At 61.9% G+C, this 22,804-nt stretch carries 16 protein-coding genes; 15 read left to right on the top strand and 1 reads right to left on the bottom strand.

Annotated elements, in window-relative coordinates; translation table 11 throughout:
* Positions 1-147 precede the first annotated feature (147 nt).
* The 12 genes from ACMLHG_RS09705 to ACMLHG_RS09650 all read left to right on the top strand — a co-directional run bounded on the left by ACMLHG_RS09705 (position 148) and on the right by ACMLHG_RS09650 (position 15,149).
* Positions 148-1,044 carry an ABC transporter ATP-binding protein gene (locus ACMLHG_RS09705; protein ID WP_294432857.1) on the top strand — a complete coding sequence of 299 codons (897 nt, stop codon included), beginning with the start codon at positions 148-150 and terminating at the stop codon, positions 1,042-1,044.
* 20 nt (positions 1,045-1,064) lie between these two features.
* Positions 1,065-1,589 carry an urea amidolyase associated protein UAAP1 gene (locus ACMLHG_RS09700; RefSeq protein ID WP_417170358.1) on the top strand — a complete coding sequence of 175 codons (525 nt, stop codon included), beginning with the start codon at positions 1,065-1,067 and terminating at the stop codon, positions 1,587-1,589.
* 48 nt (positions 1,590-1,637) lie between these two features.
* Positions 1,638-1,790: a hypothetical protein gene (locus tag ACMLHG_RS09695; RefSeq protein ID WP_417170357.1), complete on the top strand. Its 153-nt coding sequence runs from the start codon at positions 1,638-1,640 to the stop codon at positions 1,788-1,790.
* 9 nt (positions 1,791-1,799) lie between these two features.
* Positions 1,800-2,444, top strand: coding sequence for an urea amidolyase associated protein UAAP2 (locus tag ACMLHG_RS09690; RefSeq protein WP_294432861.1), 645 nt, complete (start codon positions 1,800-1,802; stop codon positions 2,442-2,444).
* Between the two features lie 13 nt (positions 2,445-2,457).
* The gene (locus ACMLHG_RS09685) at positions 2,458-3,108 is read left to right on the top strand and encodes a DUF1989 domain-containing protein (RefSeq protein WP_294432862.1); all 651 of its coding nucleotides are present in this window, start codon (positions 2,458-2,460) and stop codon (positions 3,106-3,108) included.
* Positions 3,109-3,111: 3 nt separating this feature from the next.
* On the top strand, positions 3,112-6,714 hold the full coding sequence (uca, locus tag ACMLHG_RS09680; RefSeq protein ID WP_417170356.1) for an urea carboxylase: 3,603 nt from the start codon (positions 3,112-3,114) through the stop codon (positions 6,712-6,714).
* A 77-nt stretch (positions 6,715-6,791) separates the two neighbouring features.
* Positions 6,792-8,522 carry an allophanate hydrolase gene (atzF, locus tag ACMLHG_RS09675; protein ID WP_295807070.1) on the top strand — a complete coding sequence of 577 codons (1,731 nt, stop codon included), beginning with the start codon at positions 6,792-6,794 and terminating at the stop codon, positions 8,520-8,522.
* A gap of 16 nt (positions 8,523-8,538) precedes the next feature.
* Positions 8,539-9,369, top strand: a complete 831-nt coding sequence (locus tag ACMLHG_RS09670) for an alpha/beta hydrolase (RefSeq protein ID WP_295807067.1) — start codon at positions 8,539-8,541, stop codon at positions 9,367-9,369.
* Positions 9,370-9,497: 128 nt separating this feature from the next.
* Positions 9,498-10,331: a M48 family metallopeptidase gene (locus ACMLHG_RS09665; RefSeq protein WP_417170355.1), complete on the top strand. Its 834-nt coding sequence runs from the start codon at positions 9,498-9,500 to the stop codon at positions 10,329-10,331.
* A gap of 442 nt (positions 10,332-10,773) precedes the next feature.
* Positions 10,774-11,541, top strand: a complete 768-nt coding sequence (locus ACMLHG_RS09660) for a type II secretion system protein (protein ID WP_417170354.1) — start codon at positions 10,774-10,776, stop codon at positions 11,539-11,541.
* Positions 11,542-11,555: 14 nt separating this feature from the next.
* Positions 11,556-13,829 (top strand): hypothetical protein, encoded by a 2,274-nt coding sequence (locus ACMLHG_RS09655; protein ID WP_417170353.1) that lies wholly within the window; start codon positions 11,556-11,558, stop codon positions 13,827-13,829.
* A gap of 6 nt (positions 13,830-13,835) precedes the next feature.
* The gene (locus ACMLHG_RS09650) at positions 13,836-15,149 is read left to right on the top strand and encodes an FAD-dependent oxidoreductase (protein WP_417170352.1); all 1,314 of its coding nucleotides are present in this window, start codon (positions 13,836-13,838) and stop codon (positions 15,147-15,149) included.
* Positions 15,150-15,167: 18 nt separating this feature from the next.
* Here ACMLHG_RS09650 and ACMLHG_RS09645 read toward each other — a convergent pair whose 3' ends face one another.
* A complete protein-coding gene (locus ACMLHG_RS09645; protein WP_417170351.1) occupies positions 15,168-17,204 on the bottom strand; it encodes a family 78 glycoside hydrolase catalytic domain in 2,037 nt (678 codons plus the stop codon).
* 287 nt (positions 17,205-17,491) lie between these two features.
* Between ACMLHG_RS09645 and ACMLHG_RS09640 the strand changes: the two genes are divergently transcribed.
* From ACMLHG_RS09640 to ACMLHG_RS09630, 3 genes are all read left to right on the top strand, one after another.
* Positions 17,492-18,301, top strand: a complete 810-nt coding sequence (locus ACMLHG_RS09640) for a DUF1559 domain-containing protein (protein ID WP_417170350.1) — start codon at positions 17,492-17,494, stop codon at positions 18,299-18,301.
* 105 nt (positions 18,302-18,406) lie between these two features.
* Positions 18,407-19,543, top strand: coding sequence for a DUF6786 family protein (locus ACMLHG_RS09635; protein WP_417170349.1), 1,137 nt, complete (start codon positions 18,407-18,409; stop codon positions 19,541-19,543).
* Positions 19,544-19,680: 137 nt separating this feature from the next.
* Positions 19,681-22,737, top strand: coding sequence for a hypothetical protein (locus ACMLHG_RS09630; protein ID WP_417170348.1), 3,057 nt, complete (start codon positions 19,681-19,683; stop codon positions 22,735-22,737).
* Positions 22,738-22,804 lie beyond the last annotated feature (67 nt).

Raw genomic sequence — 22,804 nt, 5'->3', positions numbered from 1 at the left:
AAACAGAGATACAATAAGTTTTGATTTTAGCAAAAAACGACACCTATGGTTACATGGGTAAGGGGAATTACGCTTCGAATATAAGAAAAACTGGAAAAAAGTTACAAAAGTGGCTTGACAAAACCTAACATGGAAGGAGGTCGGACAATGGACAGTACACCGCTTGATTATAAGCGTATGAGCCCGGAGGTCCGGGCGCGTCTCGACCGGCTGGTCCGCCGTCCGGTCATCATGGAGGCGCGGCACGTGTTCAAGACGTTCCCGACCTCCAGCGGCGGAGAGCACACGGTGCTGAAGGATATCTCCTTTCAGCTGCACAGCCGGGAGTTCCTGTCGATCATCGGCCCGTCCGGATGCGGCAAGTCGACGCTGATCCGCATCCTCGCGGGGCTGGAGAGCGTCTCCGGCGGCGAGATCCTGCTGGACGGCCAGCCGGTCGTGAACCCGGGGGCGGAACGGGGCATGGTGTTTCAGAAATATACGCTCTTCCCCTGGCTTTCGGTCTGCCGGAACGTCATGTTCGGGCTGGAGTCGATCGGCAAGGATCGCGATACCGCGGAGAACATCGCTCTGCAGTGGCTGGACATCATCGGGCTGAGCAAATATGCCGACTACTATCCCGGCCAGCTCTCCGGCGGGATGCAGCAGCGGGTGGCGATCGCCCGGGCGCTCGCGCCGCAGCCGCGCGTTCTGCTGATGGATGAGCCGTTCGGCGCGCTCGACGCCCAGACCCGGACGCAGATGCAGAATTATCTGCTGGAGGTCTGGCGGAACATCGACATCACCATCATCTTCGTGACGCACGATCTGGATGAGGCGGTCTACCTCGCCGACCGGATTCTGGCGCTGAAAGCGAATCCGGGGGAGATCAACGAGGTCATTGAAGTGCCGGTGGCGCGGCCCCGCCGTTCCCGGATGATGCTCGAACCGGAGTTCCTCGCGACGCGGGAACACATCGACAAACTGATCCGTCCCGCCACGCAGCGGGATGACAACTGTGAATTTAAAATCGTCAATATGGTCGGCGATAAAACGTTTCTTTAAAGCCAGCAGGAGGTGCTATTATGAACAACGACATCACGGACCGGATCATCACGGAAAACATCATCGCGGGGGGGTGGAACTACTCCCGCATCATTCGTCGCGGCCAGGCGCTACGCCTGACCGATATCGAAGGCGGCGGAAACGTCTCCGCCATGTTCTACAATGCGGCCAACTTTTCGGAGCGCTTCAACCTCGGCGACACGCTGAAGATTCAGCATATCTGCCGTCTGACCCGGAACTGCTGCATCTATTCGGATATGGGGCGCATCCTCATGAGCGTTCCCGAAGACACCTGCGGGTGGCACGACATGCTCTGCGGCTGCGCTCACGCCGCTCTGATCGAGAAGAAGTTCGGCAAAAAGGAGTACCAGGAGGCCCACAACGATTTCTATCGCAACGGTTACGACTCTCTGCTGGTCGAACTCGGCAAGCACGGCATGACCAAGCGGGACTTCACGGAGATCATCAACTTCTTCTCCAAGGTCGTCGTCGATGACACCGGCGCCATGAGCTTTGTCGAAAACAATGCCAACCCGGGCTGTTAGGTCGATCTCCGCGCGGAGAGCGACACGCTGGTCATTCTCGACACCGGTATGCATCCGCTCAGCCCCGCGACGGAATATCCGCGCAAGCCGATCAAGGCGACGGTGTACCGCTGCGAACCCGGGAAGAAGGAGGATCCCTGCTTCACCTGGTGCCCGGAAAACGAACGCGGTTTTATTGCAACGGAACTCTATCTTGCGTGAGGTGATGCCATGGTTACTCAATATCTCGAAAGCAAGCGGAACGAAGCGGATGCGGTTTACGTCGAGACCGTCAAGGCCGGCGCCGGCTGGATGCATACTGTGAAAAAGGGACAGGTCCTGCGGATTGTCGACATCAACGGCAATCAGGCGGTGGACACCATTTTCTACAACGCCGACGACATCTACGAACGCTACAGCGTGCAGCAGACGGTTCAGGCGCAGAGAAACGCTCTCGTCGGTCTGGGGACCGAATTGCGTTCCAACGACGACAACGTGATGCTCAAGGTGGTCGCGGACACCTGCGGCGACCATGACACCCTCGGCAGCGCCTGTTCCTGCGAAAGCAACATGATCCGGTACGGGTTCCACACCCGCTACATGCATGCGTGCCGGGAGACCTTCCTGGCCAAACTGCTCGCGACGCCGGGGATGGACAAGCGCGACCAGGTCAACAATCTGAACTTCTTCATGTACGTTCCGCTCGACGCGGAGGGGCGGCTCAATTTCGCCGACGGCATCTCCTCGCCCGGAAAGTACATCGAACTGGAGGCCATGATGAACGTCATCGTGCTGGTTTCCAACTGTCCGCAGCTGAACAATCCCTGCAACGGCTACGATCCGACTCCGGTCAAAATGATCATCTGGGATGAATGACGGGGAGGTTGCCATGAACGAGAAACTGCTGGATGTTCCGAGAGACCGCTCCCGTGCGGTCTATTCGGAGACCGTCAAGGCCGGTACCGGCTGGATGCACACCGTGAAGAAGGGGCAGATTCTGCGGATTGTCGATCTCTGCGGCAATCAGTCGGTTGACATGCTCCTCTACAACGCCCACGATCCGGCCGAGCGTTACAACGTGAACAACACTCTGGCCGCGCAGCGCAAGGCGCTGATCGAGTTGGGGACGGAGATCCGCTCCAACGACGACCGCGTCATGCTGCGGGTGGTGGCGGATACCTGCGGCGAGCACGATACGCTCGGCAGCGGCTGTTCCGCCGAAGGGAATGTGATCCGTTACACCGACCGGACCCGCTATATGCACAGCTGTCGCGACACCTTTGTCCGGAAGTTTCTGGAAACTCCCGGCATGAGCAAGCGCGACCAGACCTGCAATCTGAATTTTTTCACGAAGGTTCTGCTTGACGGGAACGGCCGTCTGGAGTTCGCCGACGGCATTTCCGGCGCGGGAAAGTATGTCGATCTGCTGGCGGAAATGGATGTGACGATCCTCGTCTCCAACTGTGCACAGCTGAACAATCCCTGCAACGATTACAATCCCACACCGGTCGAGATGATCATCTGGGATCCTCAGGAGTAGAAAATGTTTACCAAGGTACTGGTTGCAAACCGCGGCGAGATCGCATGCCGCATCATACGAACCCTGAAGAAGATGGGGGTGGGGCCGGTCGCCGTGTATTCGGCCCCGGATGCGACTGCCGCCCACGTCCTTCAGGCGGATGAGGCGGTGCGGGTCGGACCCGCCGCCGCCGCGGAGAGCTATTTGAATGTGGAGGCGATTCTGGACGCCGCCCGCCGGACCGGGGCGCAGGCGATTCACCCCGGCTACGGTTTTTTGAGTGAGAATGCCGCATTCGCCCGGCTCTGTGCGGAAAACGGGATCGAATTCATCGGCCCCACGCCGGAGCAGCTGGTCGACTTCGGTTTGAAACACAAGGCGCGCGAGCTCGCGGAACGTTGGCAGGTGCCGCTCGTTCCGGGGAGCGGACTTCTGGAAACTCCGGCGGCGGCGAAGGCCGCCGCCGCGCAAATCGGCTACCCGGTGATGCTCAAGAGCACCGCCGGCGGCGGCGGCATCGGAATGTGCATCTGCCGGAACGACGCCGAACTTGAAGAGGGGTTTGAACGGATCGGGCGGCTGAGCCGCAACAACTTCAAGGATTCCGGCCTCTTCGTCGAAAAGTACATCGAACGTGCCCGCCACGTCGAGGTGCAGATTTTCGGCGACGGCAAGGGAGGGATCGCCATCCTCGGTGAGCGGGACTGCTCCGTTCAGCGGCGCAACCAGAAGGTGATCGAAGAGACCCCTGCGCCGAATCTGCCGGAGGCGACCCGCCGGGCGCTTCACGACGCGGCCCGCCGTCTCGGCGAAGGGGTTGCCTACCGTTCCGCCGGAACGGTGGAGTTCATCTACGACAGCGAGGCGGACCGGTTCTATTTTCTCGAGGTCAATACGCGGCTTCAGGTGGAGCATGGCGTGACCGAGGCGGTGTTCGGCATCGACCTGGTCGAATGGATGGTCCGGCTGGCGGCGGGAGAGCTCCCGTTCGAGCCCGGCCGTCAGTTTGTTCCGGAAGGGGCGGCGATGGAGTTCCGGGTCTATGCGGAGGATCCGGGCAAGAATTTCCAGCCCTCCAGCGGGCTGGTGACCCAGGCGCTCTTCCCGGCGCAGACCCGGTGCGACACCTGGATCTCCACGGGGACGGAGGTCAGCGCCTTCTACGATCCGCTGCTGGCGAAGATCATCGTCAAGGGGGCGGACCGGGCCGAAGTTCTCCGGCTGGCGGAGCGCGCTCTGGCGGAGACGAAGATCGCCGGTTTCGAAACCAATCTGCTGCTGTTGCGGGATGTTCTCGCCATGGAGCCGTTCCGTGAAGGGACGGCCGGAACCTGGCTGCTCAAACACTATCACTATGCGGCGCCGACGCTTGAAATTCTCGCGCCGGGTGCGCAGACCACCGTGCAGGATTATCCCGGCCGGCTCGGCTACTGGGCGGTCGGCGTTCCGCCGTCGGGGCCGATGGATGCGTTCAGCTTCCGGCTGGCCAACCGGATTGTCGGGAACGCCCCCGAGGCGCCCGGACTGGAGATGACGCTTTCCGGCGCATCGCTGCGTTTCAACACCGGGGCGGTTTTCGCGCTGACCGGCGGCGACTTCCCGGCGACGCTGAACGGCACATCGATTCCCCGGAACACGCCGTTGCACGCGGAAGCCGGTGATGTGCTGAAGATCGGTGTGACCCGCTGTGGCCAGCGCTGTTATTTCGCCGTCGCAGGCGGAATCAACGTGCCGGAATATCTCGGCAGCCGTTCCACCTTCACGCTCGGTCGTTTCGGCGGCCACGGCGGGCGGGCGCTCGCCGCCGGCGATGTGCTCCACATCGGCGAATGGAAGGCGGCGGAGCCGCTGCAGCCGTCGCCGGAGGCGCTGCCGAAGATCGGGAACACCTGGAACATCGCGGTTCTCTACGGGCCGCACGGCGCGCCGGACTATTTCACCGACGAGGACATCGAAGAGTTTTTCCGGGCCGAATGGGAGGTGCATTACAACTCCTCCCGCACCGGTGTCCGCCTGGTCGGCCCCCGGCCGAAGTGGGCGCGTCCGGATGGCGGGGAGGCCGGTCTGCACCCCTCCAATCTGCATGACAACGCCTATGCGGTGGGCACGATCGACTTCACCGGTGACATGCCGGTGATTCTGGGCAAGGACGGGCCGAGTCTCGGCGGATTCGTCTGTCCGGCGACGATCATCACGGCGGATCTCTGGAAGGTCGGCCAGCTCCGCAGCGGCGACAAGGTGAAGTTTGTTCCGGTCACGCCGGAGCAGGCGGCCGTGCTCCGGGAGGAGCTCGACGCGCTGCTGCAGAATCCGGACCGGAAGGATCTCGTTCTCGATGAACCGGTCGGAATCGTGCCGAAGTCGCCGATTCTGGCGGAGTTCCACCGCGAGGACCCCATGTCGCACATCGTCTGCCGTCAGGATGGCGACGCCTACTTCCTGCTGGAGTTCGGTCCGCCGGTCATCGATCTGCGTCTCCGGTTTACCGCGCATGCGTGGATGCTGAAACTTGAAGAGATGCACCTGCCGGCGATTCTGGACATCACGCCGGGAATCCGATCCATACAGATCCACTTCGATCCGGCGAAGATGAAGCAGGAAGAGTTGCTGGAGCTGATCGGCACTTTGGCGGAGAAGCTGAAGACGGAGACGATCAACTCCGTGCCGACCCGGACGGTCTACCTGCCGCTGAGCTGGGATGATCCCGCGACGCGTCTGGCGATTCAGAAGTACGTCAGCACGGTGCGGCCGGATGCTCCGTGGTGCTGCCCGAACAACATCGAATTCATCCGGAGAATCAACGGTCTCGATTCGGTCGAGGAGGTTGCGCAGATCGTCTTCGATGCGAACTACATCGTGATGGGGCTGGGCGACGTCTATCTCGGCGCTCCGGTGGCGACGCCGCTGGATCCGCGCCGCCGCCTGGTCACGACCAAGTACAATCCGGCGCGGACCTGGACCCCGGAAAACGCGGTCGGCATCGGCGGCGCCTACATGTGCGTCTACGGCATGGAGGGGCCCGGCGGATATCAGTTCGTGGGGCGGACGGTCCAGATGTGGAACCGCTTCAACGTCACGCCGGAGTTTGCGGAGGGCAAACCCTATCTGCTCCGGTTCTTCGACCAGGTCCGGTTCTTCCCGGTCGGTGCGGAGGAACTGCTGAACATCCGGCGCGACTTCATCGCGGGGAAATACCACCTCCGCATTGAGAACAGCGTGTTCGACATCCGGGAGTATGAGAAGTTCCTGGAGGAGAACGCCGCCTCCATCGAGGCCTTCGAAACCCGGCGGAAGCGGGCGTTCGAAGAGGAGAAGGCGCGCTGGATCGCCAACGGCCAGCTCACGTTCGAAAGTCACACGATTGAAGCTGTCGCTCCCGCCGACGAGGCGGTGCTGCGGGACGATGAGAGCGGGGTCTACTCGCCGGTCGCCGGCAGTCTCTGGAAGCTGAACGTCGCCGCGCCCGGCACGAAGGTCCGGGCCGGGGAGGTGCTGGCGGTTCTGGAGAGCATGAAGACGGAGATTCCGATCGCGGCGGAGAGCGACTGCGAGGTCACCCGCATCTTCTGCTCCGCGGGGATGGAAGTCAAGAGCGGACAGTGTCTGTTCGCCGTGAAAGAAAGTTGAATGGAGGTTGCCCCGTGTCCCGGTTCTCCTGCCTTTCGGGGCACGGGGAGGCCTCCTTTTTCCGAAGAGGTGCAAGGATGAACTGCGAATTGTCGATTGCCGCGCTTCTGCGCTCCTACCGGAACGGCACGGAGACGCCGCGCAGGGTTCTGACCGGACTGCTGCGCGCGTGCGCCGACGCGCCGGCCGGCATCTGGATCTCCCGGATCAGCGAGGAACAGCTGGAGGGTTTTCTGGCGCGGCTGGAGAAGAGCTCGCCGGAAGCGCTTCCGCTGTACGGCATCCCGTTTGCCGTGAAGGACAACATCGATGTGGCGGGCCTGCCGACGACGGCGGCCTGTCCGGATTATCTCTACCGGCCGGAACGTTCCGCCCGGGTGGTGGAACTGCTGATCGAGGCCGGTGCGGTTCCGCTCGGCAAGACGAACATGGATCAGTTCGCCACCGGTCTGGTCGGCGTCCGTTCGCCGTACGGGGCGGCGCCGAACCGGCTGGCGCCGGGATATGTCTCCGGCGGTTCGAGCAGTGGTTCTGCGGCGGCGCTGGCGTACGGGTTGTGCAGTTTCTCCCTCGGGACCGACACCGCCGGGTCGGGCCGGGTGCCGGCGGCGTTCAATGAGCTGGTCGGCGTGAAACCGAGCCGCGGCGTGCTCAGCTGTCGCGGCGTGGTTCCGGCGTGTCGTTCGCTCGACTGCGTCTCCCTCTTCGCCCGGAATCTCGAAGATGCCGACATTCTGCTGAAGACGACGGCGCAGTTCGATCCGGAGGATGCCTACAGCCGGGTGCTCCCGGAGCGTGCGCCGCTGCCGCTGCGCTGGAAGTTCGGCGTGCCGCGCGACGAGGATCTCGAATTCTTCGGCTGCACGGCGTATCAGGAGGCGTTTCAGCGCGCGGTAACGCGCATGGAGGATGCCGGCGGCGAGAAGGTGACGATCGACTTTTCGCCGTTCCTCGCGGCCGCGCGTCTGCTCTACGAGGGGCCGTGGGTGTTTGAGCGCTATGCGGCGGTCGGGGAGTTCATCGAGCGCCATCCGGAGTCGGTGCTCCCGGTCATCCGGTCGATCATCACGCCGTCGAAGACGCCCCATCCGGCGGAGGTGTTCCGGGCGATGTACCGGCTGCAGGAGTGTCGTGCGGCCGCCGAGGCGCAGTTTGCGGGGGTGGATCTCCTCCTCACGCCGACCGCCGGAACCATCTACCGCATCGACGAGGTCGAGGCGGATCCCATCCGGCTCAACAGCAACCTCGGATACTATACCAACTACATGAATCTGCTGGATTTCTCGGCGCTGGCGATTCCCGCGGGGAGGGCGGCCGGACTGCCGTTCGGAGTGACGCTGGTGGGGCGGGCGTTCGACGACCGCCTGCTTCTGGAGGCGGCGCGCCGTTTCCGCGGGGCGGAGCGTTATCCGATTGCCGTCTGCGGCGCGCACCTCGCCGGAATGGCGCTCCATTCTGAACTGGAGGCGCTCGGAGCCCGCTTTCTGGGGAGTGCGGAAACCGCTCCCCGTTACCGGATGTTCCTGCTGGAGAACGGCCTGTTGCCGAAGCCGGCACTGTTGCGGACCGGCAGGGAGGGGAGCTCGTTCTATGTGGAGCTCTACGATCTTACGGCGGAAGCGTTTGCCCGTTTTGTCGCCTCGATTCCTCCGCCGCTCGGGCTGGGGGCGCTGGAGTTGAAGGACGGGCGCCGCGTTTCCGGCTTCATCGGGGAGGCGGCGGTCGCGGAGTGCGGTTGCGACATCTCGGGGTTTGCCGACTGGCGCGCCTGGGTTGCCGCGCAGGCAAAGAACGCACGCGGAATCTGAAGGAAGGAGCGGTCCCATGGTTGCCGATTGGCGGAATATGACGCAGGCCGAACTGGACGCGGCGTATGACAACTCCCGTGCGGTCGTTGACAGTCCGCAGATTCTGGCCGGCTTCGAGGAGCGCAGCCGGGCGCTGGCGGAGCGCCGGCCGGAGTTTCTGGATCTCCGTTACGGGCCGCGGGAACGGCAGAGGATCGATCTCTTCTCCGCCGGTTCCGCGGGGAGTCCGCTGCTGGTTTTCATTCACGGCGGGTACTGGCAGATGCGCTGCAAGGAGACCTTCCGTTTTCTGGCGGAGGGGCCGTTGCGGCACGGTATTTCCGTGGCGCTGCCCGGCTATACGCTCGCTCCGGAGCAGAGCCTTGCCGGAATCGTCGAGGAGGTCCGCAGCGCGCTGCGCTGGCTGCGGGAACACGCCGCCGCGCTCGGGTTCGACAGCTCCCGGATCGTGGTTTCCGGCTGGTCGGCGGGCGGGCATCTCGCCGCCATGATGGCGGACGAGCCGGGGGTGACCGGCGTGCTGGCCATCAGCGGAATTTTCGATCTGGAACCGATTCTCCACAGTTATCTCAACGAGAAACTCCGTCTGGCTCCGGAGGAGGTCGCGGGGTTGAGTCCTCAACGCCGGCCGCTTTCCGGGCGGCGACTGATCGCGGTGTGCGGTTCGGCCGAATTGCCGGAATTGCAGCGGCAGAGCTGGGATTTCGCCCGGCTCCGGGCGGCGGCGCACCTGCCCGGCGGCGCTTTCACGCTGAGCGGACGCAACCACTTCACGATCCTGCCGGAACTGGAAAAGGCGGAGGGGGAAATCACCGCTCTGCTGCCGATCCTGTTTGCCGGGAAATGAGAACCGGCTGGACTGAAGATTTCCGGAATTTTTTCACGGGAGAGCCGGAGAGCTCCGCTTGCAAATGAGCGGAATCCGGCTATAGTAATCGCCCGGATAATCGGGATTTTCCGGGAGGATCGTGAAATATGGTTCGGGTGAAAGTGGTACAGTTTCTTCGCGGGAGCAGGCAGGGGCTGCTGCTCCTCTTCGCTCTCATGGTGAGCACACTGGCTTTGACGGGGTGCCGTTCGGTTCCGGTCACCGACCGCACGCAGTTGATGCTGACGAGTTCCAGTTACGAAAACCGTCTGGGGGAGGAGGCCTACGCCGAATACAAGGCGCAGTATCCGCGTTCGACCAATGCCGAGTACAATCAGGCGCTTGCCCGGTGCGGGAAGGCGATTGTCGAAGTCGCCGGCCAGAAGGATTTCAACTGGGAGTTTCTGGTGCTTGAGAGCTCCACGCAGAACGCCTTCTGCCTGCCGGGGGGCAAGGTGGCGGTCTACTCCGGCATCATGGATCTCATGAACAACGAGGCGGAACTGGCCTTCGTCGTCGCCCATGAAATTGCCCACGCCATCGCGCGCCACAGCGGCGAGCGGATCTCCTGGGGATATCTGCAGTCGCTGGGCGGTCTGCTCGTCGCGATCGGATTTCAGAACGACACGATCAACGGCGTGTACGGCACCGGCACCGAACTCGGCGTGATGCTCCCCTTCAGCCGGAGCAATGAATCCGAAGCGGACCAGATCGGGCTGCTGCTGATGGCCGAAGCCGGCTACAACCCCCGTGCCGCGGTGCAGTTCTGGAGCCGTTTCAGTTCGAATTCATCGAACGGCCTCTTCAGCAGCTGGCTGAGCACCCATCCCTGTGACAGCGACCGCATCAAGGCGATGAATGACCAGATGGGGGCGGCCGAGGAAGCGTATAAAAAAGCGCGCTCTCCGAAGGGGTATGGGGTGACTTTCCACCATAAGTGACCATTCGGCTTCGGAGACGGCGAAATTATCTCTCGCCGTCTTTCTTTCCCCCCCGAAAAATGGGGGACGCCGGCTTTTTCCGTCATCTTTTTCGACTGTTTTTTCAATTTTGATTGAAAACGCACAGTTTTTTTCCTGTTTTGTGGAAGAACATTCCTTTTCAATGTAATATAATATTGGTTGGAATACGAATGATATTCCGCCGGTCAGGGGATGTCGCGGGGAGGGCCCGCGGCAGTCGGGGAAGGATGGAAAACGTCATACCGGCCGGCGGCGGGAGAGAAGGAGGGGGACTTGGAACACCCGGGGGAGAAAGGAGGAATGGCGTAGAAAGATATCCCCGGTTTCCGGCGGGAATGGATTCCCGGCGGTCTCATTTGATGTTCCCGACACATTTTCCCCGGTATTTCGACAAGGTTTTCGACAGCAGCAAGGAGAGAAAATGAGAAGGGTGTTTACTCTGATTGAACTACTCGTCGTAATAGCGATCATCGCAATTCTCGCTTCCATGCTGTTGCCCGCACTCAATCAGGTGCGGGAGACGGCCCGCTCCTCCACCTGCAAGAACAATCTTAAACAGCAGGGACTTGCCATGCACCAGTATGCAGCGGACAACAGCGACTGTTTTGCCTTGCACAGCAACGGCGTGGAGGGCTCCGACGGAAACCGGTTCTGGACCTGGCTCTTGATTGCCGAAGGGCGCTACCTGCCGAAGAAAAGTTTTCTCTGCCCTTCCCGCAACGGCGCAGCGGACTGGGTGAAGGAGTTGTGGAATGAACCGGGGAAGTTCCTCCAGAATTCTGATCACGACGGCTGGTACGTCTGTGACTACGGAATGAACAATCAGTATGTTTCCGGGGTGAAACTCAGCCGCTTCCCGGCGGCTTCCAAAACCCTTTTGATTACGGAATCTGCAGACGCGGAACGGAAGGAGGGGGATCTTCAACCGCCCGGCTTTCACCGGATTGCCGCAAATTATCAGACGACCGAAGCGGTCGCCTGGCCGGTGCATCGGGGCAGTTCGGAAATCAACGCCGTATTTGTCGACGGTCATATCGTCTCGGAGCGGGGACCGGCGGGAGAAGCCGGGGCCAAATGGCTGATGTCCACCAAAGGCAGCAAAATCGGCTGCCCCTGGGTGGATAAGACCAGTACGGCCAATGCCCCCTATAATTTCTGGATTCGTCATGATGGATATTACAGATGGTGAGGAGGAACATAGTCATGCGTGGAATTGCAGTTTCGCTTTTAGCCGGAGCCTGCCTTGCCGCATCCAGCGGAGAGAAGCCGGCGGAAACGATGATTGTCCGGCCCGACGAGGTGTGGCGCCCCATCGATATGACCGCGTTGTCGGTTCAGCCGGGCAGCGCGCTGGACTTAAGCGGAATCCATGAGCCGGGGCCGGCGGGGAAGTACGGCCGGGTCATGATCGGGCCGGATGGAACTTTCCGCTTTGAAAAACAGCCGGAAAAACCGGTCCGCTTCTTCGCGTTCAACGCCTTTGCCAATCACGTGATGAGCTGGAAGGAGTCGATGCTCAAGGTCGGGTCGAAGGAGGAAACCCATAAGAACATCCGGGAATTTGCCGCGAAGGTGCGCCGTCAGGGGTACAATATGGTGCGTTTTCAGGGGGTGGATCTTCTGCTGATGTTCGGCAAAGACGCTCCCGGACGGGCGCAGTTCAGCCCGAGCAATCTCGACTGCTTCCAGTACATGCTCCACTGCCTGAAGCAGGAAGGGGTCTATTTCGGTATCGACCTCTTCAGCTACACCGGCTATGAAAAATTCAACCATCAGTGGGATGACGCGATGGCCAAGCGGTACAAGGAGCGGATGTACTTCGACCCGGTGGCGCGGCAGATGTGGCTCGACGGCGTGAAGGCGCTCATGACCGGGAAAAATCCCTATACTGGCCTGACGTTGAACGAGGAACCGGCTCTGATCTACGTCGATCTGCACAACGAGCAGGAACTCGGCATCTGGATCAAGAAGGAACCGCTGAGCGATCCCGAAATCAAACCGCTGGCGGAGGCGGCTTGGCGCGCCTTCCTCAAGAAGCGCTACGGCGGCGACATCGGCAGACTCTCCCGGAGCTGGAAAGAGAACTTCACTTCGTTCGATGTTGTGCCGCTCTTTGTGAAGAAAAATCTGCAGGAGTGGGGGGCGAAAGGCAAGGACGCCAACGACTTCCTGTACGGCGTCGAGCGGGAGATGCTCGAATTCTACCGGAAGGGGCTGAAGGGGATCGGCTGCCGGACCTTTGCGACGCTCTACGATGTTCTCGGTTACTTCCGTTTCACTTCGATCCGGCGCGATGTGCCGGTGATCACCGCGCACGGCTACCACAACCACCCGACCGCGAACAACAATCCCGGCTCCCGGATGGATCAGTACAGTCTGATCAGCAATGCGGCCGTCTATCTGCGCTATATGTCGACCATGCGGGTCTGGAACCGGCCCTTCCTGATCACCGAATACAACGCGCCGTTCTGGGGGCGTTACCGCCATCAGGAGGGGTTGCTGCTGCCCTCTTACGCGGCGTTGCAGAACTACGACGGCATCACGGTGCATTCCCTTGCGGTGACCCGGATTCCGGCGGAACTTGCGGATTTTCAGCTGGGGCGGGATCCGATCGGCCGGGCCGGACAGGTGATCGCCGCCTTCGCCTTCGGGCGTGGCGACGTGGCCACCGCGCGGCACAAGGTGGGAATCGCGTTGAGTGACCGCTTCATGCGGGATCATCGCAATATGAACAACGGCGTGAGTTCCGAGCAGAACCGTCTGGCCTATCTGACCGGGCTGGGGGTGGTGCTTGACGGGAAAATTCCGGCCGGACTTCCTCCCTATCCGAAACTCGATCTCACGATGCTTCCAATCGGCGGGAGCCGGATTGAGGCGAAGGCGATGTTCACCGTGCCGGTCGACACGAACAATGTCTCGAACTTTGTGGCGATCATCGACAAACTGCGATCGGCGAAGATCCTGCCTCCGGGCAATCTGACCGATCCGGCGAAGGGGGTGTTCCAGAGCGACACCGGCGAGCTGATCATGCGGACGGCGGAAAACCGGCTGACGGTGAACACGCCCCGGTTGAAGGGGGGGGCGTGGAACGGGGAAACGGTTGAGCTTTCCGGCTTCGCCTTCCAAAGTTCGGTGCCCTGTACCGCCGCGCTGATTTCGCTGGACAAGCTCCCGCTGGAGCGCTCGCGCCGGATGCTGCTGGTCTTCTCGACCGATGCGCTGAACAGCAACATGGAGCTCTCCGCCGACCGCAAGGTTCTTCACAAGGCCGGGACACTGCCGGTCCTGCTGGAAACCGGACGCCTCACGGTGGAACTGCCGCGGGAAGTCGCGCTGAAATGCTTTGCACTCGGAATTGACGGCAGTCGGCGGGAGGAGCTCCCGCTTCGGAGGGAAGGGGGGCGCAGCCGGTTTTCCGTCGATACGGCGAAACTCCAGAACGGTCCGTCGCTCTACTTTGAATTCGCGGAAAAATAATGTGAAATGGTTGAAATGGAAAACGTGTTTTATTCTCCGGGCGAGGTCCCGGTTCTTGCCGATGTGGATCTCTGCGTTGCCGGCGGCAGCTGTACCGGGGTGTTTGCGGCGGTCACTGCCGCGCGAAGCGGGGCGCGGGTCGCGCTCGTCGAGGTGCAGAACCGGTTCGGCGGCACCGCCGTCGCTTCGCTGGTCAATTACTGGCACAGTCTCTCGACGCTCGACGGTTCACGGCAGATCGTGTTCGGTCTGACCCAGGAGGTGATCGACCGGCTGGCCCGGCGCGACGCGGTGGAGCTGGCGACCGACAACAATCCGTCGTGGTACGCCCGGCTGAATACGGAAGAGCTGGCGATCGAACTGGATGAACTGGTTCGGGAATCGGGAGTTCTGCCGTTTCTCCACACCCGGGCGGTGGATGTGCTCCGCGATGACCGGGGGGCTCTTGCCGGTATTGTCACGGCGGGCAAGGGCGGTCTGGGTGTTCTCCGGGCGAAGTACTTCATCGATGCGACCGGAGACGGCGATCTCTGCGTGGCCGCCGGGGTGAAGATGTGGCGCAATGCGACGCTTCAGCCGGCGACCGCCTGTGCGAGGTTGAGCTGCTGGCCGCAATTCAAACGGCCGCTGGGCGAACTGGTTCACGAAGCGGCGCAGGAGTTCGGTCTGCCGGAGGGCGACATCTGGGGAACATTCCTGCCGCACAGCAACTCCTATATGCTGGCGGGCACCAAAATTTCCCGGACCGATCTCTCGGATGCGGCGGCGCTGACCGCGGGGGAAATGGAGGGGCGCCGTCAGCTGCGGGCGATTCAGGACATCATCGCCCGGGCCGGTTACACCCGGCCGGTGCTGGAGGCGCTGCCGTCGCTGATCGGCATCCGGGAGACGCGCCACATCCATTCTCTTCACCGGTTGAAAACGGAGGATCTGCTCTCCGGGCGGCGCTTCCCGGACGCGGCGGCACGCGGTACCTACCGGGTGGATGTCCACAGCCAGGAACGGGCGGGGACCCGCTTCCTCTATCTCGACGGGCGGGAGGAGTTTCTTTCGCCGTACCAGCCGCCGGAACAGGGATTCTGGCGCGACCCGTCACTGCCGTCGCCGGAGTACTATGAAATTCCGCTGCGCAGTCTGATTCCGCCCGGTTTCGACAACCTGATCGCGGCGGGGCGGATGATCGACGCCGAAGAGGGCGCCTACGGAGCGGCGCGGGTGATGGTCAATCTGAACCAGATCGGCGAGGCCGCCGGAGCCGCCGCCGTCCGGGTTCTGAACGGCGGGCGATTGATTCCGGAGCAGGCGGCATCCGCCTGCTGAGCCTTCCCGGAGAGTTCTTTACCGGCGGGAGAAGCGGAGGATGCGCTCCATCTCCCAGTCGGTCAGGAACAGTGCGCCGAGCGACATTGTGAGGTGGAAGAGGGAGGTGTTCCACTTCTGATCCTTGTACCACCCCTCGAAGGTGCGCGTCGCCCCTTCGGAGAGCATCCGCAGCCAGGCGTCTTTGTCGGTCAGCAGTTCGTGAATTAGCTCCGTTTCCCCCTCCCGGCGGAGGAACGCCAGCAACGGAAAGGTCACGAAAAGCAGACTCTGCGACAGCCGTTTTTCGCGGATCATCGCAACGGTGTTCCGTACCCCCGCCCGGTCGGGAAAGAGTTCGAAAAATGCGGCGAATACGTTGCCGGGCAAACTGATATGACCGGTCGAAACACTGTCGCGAAACAGCTGCTTCGCCGGGTCGTAGAAGGCGGCGAAGAACGCTTTCTCCAGCGGCGCGGTTTCGGCATAGGGCGGCTGCCCGAGCATTGCGGCCACCTCGTTCAGGCACTTGATCGCGCCGATGTACCAGGCGTTGAGCGCGTTGTGTTTGGTGTCACAGCGCTTCCCCTCGGTGAGATCGACGTCGTAGCCGTCGCGCAGATTGGCGGGCCACTCGACCACGCACCACTTGTCCAGATGATTGAGCAGCCCGTCCGCTTCAGCGTACTCCTCGCGGTAGAAGTCGAGGATGTCGGCGAATGCGGCGTACCGTTCGCGGGCGAACTCGAGATTCCCGGTGAGGCGGCAGTACTCCAGCAGCAGCAGGAACATGATGAGCGGATATTCGGCGATCTCCTGCATGAAGGAGCAGGCCGCGCAGGTCATCAGGCCGCGGTTGATGAATGAGGTGCGGAGAAAGTCATCGAAGAACTTCTCCATCGGCGCGAAATCTTTTGTCAGGATGGACCAGGCGAGCAGGCTGTAGCAGGCGTCGCCGAGGTAGTAACCCTTCTCCCGCTCCATGCAGTCCTGAATGACCTCCTGCATGCCGTAGTGGAGGGTGTCGACACAGAGCTTCCACACCGCCAGTGAATTCTCGTCGGTCCGGTTGCAGAGCGCCTTGAGCGGGAAGGGGTAGTGCCGCGCGCAGAGGCGCAGGGAATCCGGTTCGATTTCGCACCCCGGGGGGAGCAGGAGTTCGACATAGCGGAAACTTTTGTAGTCGAACTGGTTGAGCGTGTCGATATTCCCGGAGAGGCGGAGGAACTCGATGTAGTTGCAATTCGCCCGGAGCTGATGCCGGACGGAACCATCTTCGTTGAGTTCCTGCCCGAAGCGCATTTCGATTTCGTCCGCCCGTTTCCCGCGGGCGCGAAAGGTGAGACTGCCGACGTAGATGGCGCCGAAGTCGATCCGGAACCCGTTCGCCAGCGGCTCTACGGCGGCGGGAGCGATCGATTCGAATTCCAGCTGTGCGGTCGGCTGGCGGAACATCCGGTACGCGGCGTGGCGGCGGATTTTCGCCGGAGTCCAGTTGGAATCGTCGAACTCCGGCTGTTCGAAGCCGATTTCGGGGGCAGCGGCGTCGTAGCGTTCGAGAAACTGGGTTTCATACCCGGCCTTTCCGGCCGCGGAGAATCCGGAGTGCACCCGGCAGAGGAAGCTCTCATCGGAGGCGAGCAGCAGTTTCTCCTGCGCGAACAGGTCGAGCAGCAGCCCGTGCTGCCGGTCGCCGCTCACCCAGACCCGGTTGATGAGTCCCTGATAGTAGGTGTGCACGGCGATGGTGTTCTCGCCGGGGTGGACGAACTTCGACAGGTCCACCCGGTTGTAGAAGTAGTGGAAACTGTAGCCGGCGGCCGGCCCCTGCGTGACGAAAACGCCGTTTACATACAGTTTGTAGTAATCGTCGGCGCTGATGTGAAGGATCACATTGTCCGTTGCCGTCAGCGTGAATTTTCTCCGGAAGAGGATGTGGCGGTTCTGCCGCTCCGGCTCAACTTCCGGCAGCGAGGAGCGGTCGAGCTGGCGATGAAACATGTTCTGAGGAGTGAGGTTGCAGAACTCCTCCGTGGTGATCCAGTATCCGGCGAAAACTTCCGGTTCTTCCTTCATGGTGAAAATTCCTGCTTTGAGATTGATCGTTTGCGCGATGTGTTTACTATACCGCTCCGGCAGGCTTTTGCCAGCCGGAGAGGGGGGGATTCCCGCTCTTTTTCGCGGATGGAATCGCTTTGGTTGGATGGTTCCCAGGAAAACATAACCAAAAAAAGAGTGTTTTTTCACGGTTTTTTGAGCAGGGGGATTGCTTTCCATTTTTGTTTCCGGTATAATGTAATCAAATGAACAGCGACACCGGGGGACGGACCGTGTTTCCCGCAATGTGGAACAGGAGAGCGAAGATGTTGAGATGGAAAGGTTTTCGTGCTGACAAACGGCGGAATTTTACTTTGATCGAACTCCTCATCGTGATTGCGATCATCGCGATTCTCGCGTCGATGCTGCTGCCGGCGCTGAACAAGGCGCGCGACCGGGCGAAGACGATCCTCTGCGTCAACAATCTCAAGCAGATCGGGCTGGGGCTGATTCGCTACACCGCCGATTACGGCTATTATCCCTGGCCGATGGACAAAGATCAAACTCTGCCGACCGGCTACGCGAAGGGCTGGGTCTGGAATTTGATGACCGGCGTGGACGGCGCCGGGAAGAGATTTGCGTCCAGCTATGTTCCGCCCTGGGCAGAGCGGATGCCCAACGGCAGTTACCTCGGGCTGCGCTGCCCGCTGCACGATACACAGCGTTCCGCACCCGGCAGCACCGGACCGGTGAACTCCTATATCTTTGTCGGCAGCAACTCCCAGGTCAATTATGCGGGGAACTCCGTCGGCATCACCGGCTTTCTGGCGACCGGCAGCCGTTCCGCAGTCCGGCCGGAAAAGGTGAGAAATCCTTCGAAAAAGATTGGCATCATCGAGCGTGAGAAAGATCAGGACAATTTCGGGATGGGATACATCGACGACGGCCGTTACCTTTACAACACACCAAGTTCCCCCACTATCGGGCCGGTTCACAACAAGGATGCGGGTTACCTCTGTCTCGACGGGCACGCCGGTATGATCAACGTTGTCGCCGAACTGAATGCCGACGGCAACGCCTACAGTGCTCACACCACCGAGCTCTGGCAGAAGTATTTTGCCACCAACTATCCCTGAGTCCTCGATTTTCCTGCGGAAATCCGTTTCCGGCGGTTGCGTTCCTCCGGAAACGGCGCTATACTAAATCCCGGATGGACAAACGTTGTATTGCGGGAGAATCCTATGAATCAGACATTTCAGAGCGAAGTCGAATTTCTCCGGTCACATGGACTTGCCCCGGTCGTGCTCGGCAACAACGAAGGCGCGCGCCTGGTCACGCTGGCCGAATATCAGGGGCGGGTGATGACCAGCACCATGGCCGGCGACGGGGGGCCCGGCTGCGGCTGGATCAACCGCGCGCTGATCGCCTCCGGCGAACGGACGCCGCACATCAACGCCTACGGCGGCGAGGACCGCTTCTGGCTCGGGCCGGAAGGGGGACAGTTTTCGCTCTATTTCCCGCCCGGCGCGCCGTTCGACTTCGACCACTGGCAGGTGCCCGCCGCCGAGGATACCGAGGTCTGGAGGCTCGATTCCGCGGGAGAACCCGAAGCGGCGTTCTACACGGAGTTCTCCATCCGGAACTGGAGCGGATTCGAGAAAAAAATCCGCATGGAGCGGGTGGTGCGGCTGCTTGACTGCGCTGGAATCGCCGCCGATCTCGGCGTCACCTTTGACAAAACCCGCGTTTTCGCCGTCGGCTATGTGACGGAAAACCGCGTGACCAACATCGGGCAGGAGGCGTGGACCCGGGAGAACGGCGCGCTCTCCATCTGGATGCTCGGCATGTTCAACCCGTCGGCGCGGACCGTGATCGTCATCCCCTACCGCACCGACGCTCCGGGCGCGATTGTCAAGGATGACTACTTCGGGCGCATTCCCGGCGACCGGCTCCGCATCGACTCCGGGCGCGGCCGGATCCTCTTCTCCGCTGACGGCAACTGCCGCGGCAAACTCGGCCTCTCCAACCGCCGCGCCACCGGCGTGCTCGGCAGTTATGACGCCGAAAACCGGATTCTCACCGTGGTTCACTATTCGCCCGGCCCCGCCGACGCCGAATATGTCAACGCCGCCTGGGAGATTCAGGAGCGCCCCTTCGAAGGCGACACGGTCAACGCCTACAACGACGGACCGCTCGCCGACGGTTCGCAGATGGGGCCGTTCTACGAACTGGAATCGAGTTCTCCGGCCGGATTCCCCGCGCCGGGCGATTCCCTGTGCCACACCCACGCCACCTTCCACTTCTCAGGGGACCCGGAGGAGCTGAACCGGATTGCGGAAAAACTGCTCAACGGCCCGGTCACATCGCTGACCTTGTGAGCCGGTTGCGCCTCCACCGCCGTACCCCGGGTGTTTTTCGTCGGAAAATCCTCTCTTGACGGATTGAAATCCCGGCCCGGGTACGGTATCTTAAACACATATCAGACCATTGCACCAGAGAATGAAAGAGTATTTTGATGATGAAACAACCGCTTGAACTGGCCGCTCCGCCGGCCGATTACCGTCCGATTCCGTTCTGGAGCTGGAATGAGAAACTGGAGCCGGAGGTGCTCCGCGAACAGATTCGCCAGATGCATGACGCCGGAATCGGCGGCTTTTTCATGCACGCGCGCGGAGGACTTCAGACCGCCTACCTTTCGCCGGAGTGGATGAGTTGCGTCGAAGCCTGCATCGACGAGGCCGACAAGCTCGGCATGAACGCCTGGCTCTACGATGAGAACGGCTGGCCCAGCGGCTTCGGCGGCGGCGCGGTCAACGGCCTCGGCGTGAAATACCAGCAGAAATATCTGCGGTATGAGTTTCTCGACGCCGCAGAAGCAGGCGGCCGTACCGACACCATCGGCTGGTATACGCCGGAGGGCGAACTGATCGGCAAGACCCTCCCCGCCGGTGTGGAAGGGCGGGTTCTGCGCTGTTACTTCGAAGTCAATCCCTACTATGTGGACAACCTCGATCCGGAAGTGGTGGCGGAGTTTCTCCGGGTTACCCACGACTACTATTACCGCAATCTGCCGAAACGGCTCTCCCGCCGTCTGAAGGGGATCTTCACCGACGAGCCGCAGCTGTCGCGCAACGGCTTCCTCTGGTCGTTCGTACTGGAGGAGGAGTACTGGAAGGCCTACCACCGCGAACTTCTGCCGGAACTGCCGATGCTCTTCCTCGGCATGCCGGGCAGCGACGCGATGCGGATTCGTTTCTGGAGCCTCGCCGCCCGCCTCTTCAGCCGGAACTTCATGCAGCAGATCCGCGAATGGTGCGATGAACACGGCTGGATGCTGACCGGTCACCACGTGCTCGAAGAGACCTGCCAGGGGCAGATCAACAGCAACGGTTCGGTGATGGCGCAGTACCGCTGGTACCACATTCCGGGCATGGACCACCTCGGCCGTTCGGAACCCAGTCCGGTCGCCATGACCCAGCTGGTCTCCGCCGCGATGCAGGTCGGCCAGAAACAGATCCTCTCCGAGAGCTTCGCGCTCTGTGGCTGGAATTTCAACTTCTCCGGCATGCTGTGGATGTTCCAGCAGCAGTTCGCGCACGGGGTGAACCTCCCCTGCCAGCATCTGCAGGGCTATTCGCTGCGCGGACTGCGCAAGCGGGACTATCCGGCTTCGCTCTTCGTGCACCAGCCGTGGTGGGGCGACTACCGGCAGATCAACGACGCCTTCGCCCGGATCGGCATGATGCTCGCCGAGGGGAAGGCGTCCGCCGAAGTGCTGGTGCTCCACCCGCTCTCGACCGCGTGGATGCACTACAGCGAATGCGACCGGCTGAAGGCGATGGAGTTCTATACGGAAGGGCTGAAACGGCTCACCGTCGAACTCGACTCCCTGCAGATTCCGCACCATTACGCCGACGAGGTGCTCACTTCGGAGCTCGGCTCCTTCGAAGACGGAAAGATCCGGATCGGCCGGATGGCGTATTCTCTGGTGGTGATTCCGCAACTGGTCAACCTCTCCTCGCAGATTCTGACGATGCTGGAAAAATTCACCGAGGCCGGCGGCATCGTGCTGGTGGTCCGCAACCGGCTCGAACCGGAGAAACTCACCGTTGACGGCGAGCCCGCGTCGCAGCAGGTGCGCGACTGGTTCGCCTCGCTGCCCGCCTACGACTCGGAGGCCGCCGCCGCCGAGACCGTCGCGGATCTGCTGCCCGACCGGGTGCGGATTACCGAGCACGGGGTGCCCGCCCGCCGGGTGGTCGGCACCTTCCGCGACTTCGACAATCTGGAGGGGCGCAGCGGCCGGATGCACTTCATCACCAATCTGCAGTACAACCAGCCTTGTTCGCTGACGATCGCGCTGCCCCGCACCGGGCGGCAGGTGGAGGTGATCGATCCCTTCAGCGGGAAGTTCTCGATCCTCTCCGGAGTCCGCCATTCCGGGAACCATCTCGTCTTCGACTATCCGCTGGCGGCGGGGGAGGCGGCGATCTTCTTCGTTTCGCCGCATCCGGAGAAACATGCTCCGAAAATCCGGGTCGAGGATGTGTTCGCGCTGGAACCGGTCCGGCGGCTCGACTCTGCTTTTACGGTCGAGCACGCCTCCGAAAACCTCTTCACTCTCGACCGCTGCCGCTACCGGGTCGACGGCGGCGAGTGGATCGACGAGCATGTCTGCGTGATCCATGCCCGGCTGCTCCGGCTCCGGAGGCCCTGCGATCTGGAGATGGAGTTCCGTTTCAATCTCGCGCCGGACTTCGACTTCTCCGCGCCGCTTTCGCTGGTGGCGGAGACGCCGGAACGGTGTGAATTCGCGCTCAACGGACACCGTTTCGACGCGGTGGATTCCGGGGCGGTGTTCGACCAGGCGTTCCGCCGGATTCCGTTGCCGGCGGCGCTGATCGGCGGCGTCAACGTGCTGTCGATCCGCACCCGCTACACCCAGCCGGAGGAGGTCTACGCCAAGCTCGAACGCGCCCGGCAGTTCGAAACCGAGTACAACACGCTCTGTTTCGATTCGGAGGTGGAGAGCGTCTATCTGGCCGGAAACTTCTCCGTGCGCCACATCGGCCGCGAGGAGGAGCTTATGCGCGGGGCGGAGCGGTTCCACGGCCGGTTCGAACTCGGCGCTCCGATGACCGGTGCGGCGGTCGATGCCGCCGATCTGGTCCGCGCCGGAATGCCGTTCTTCGCCGGAAAGGTGACGCTCGCGCGGGAGATCGATCTCACCGCCGACGAGGCCGAATCGATCCGGTATCTGCGTTTCGCCGCGGTCGGCGCGAACTCCTACCGCGTCTGGATCAACGGGGAAGAGGCCGGATTCCGCTTCCAGGGGCCCTACGCCCTGCGGATTGACTCCTTCCTCCGCGCCGGCGTGAACCGGATTGAAGTGGAGCTGACCACCTCGCTGCGCAACCTGCTCGGCCCCCACCACCTCGACGAAGGGGAGAGCTACGGCGTCAACACCCGCTCCTTCGACAAGGAGCCGAACGCGATCGACAACCCCGCGCCGCCCTGGAACGACGGCTACTGCTTCGTCAAGCTCGGACTGCGGGACATCGTCCTCGCCTGAGGCGCGATACGGAAATCCCCCGCGTTTTCTTCTGCGTGAAGAGAAGCGCGGGGGATTTTTTTGCCCG

The organism is Victivallis sp. (assembly GCF_048170485.1).
Classification (GTDB): Bacteria; Verrucomicrobiota; Lentisphaeria; order Victivallales; family Victivallaceae; genus Victivallis.
Note: the sequence above shows the minus strand (reverse complement) of the source record. Positions and strands in the feature narration are given on the sequence as shown.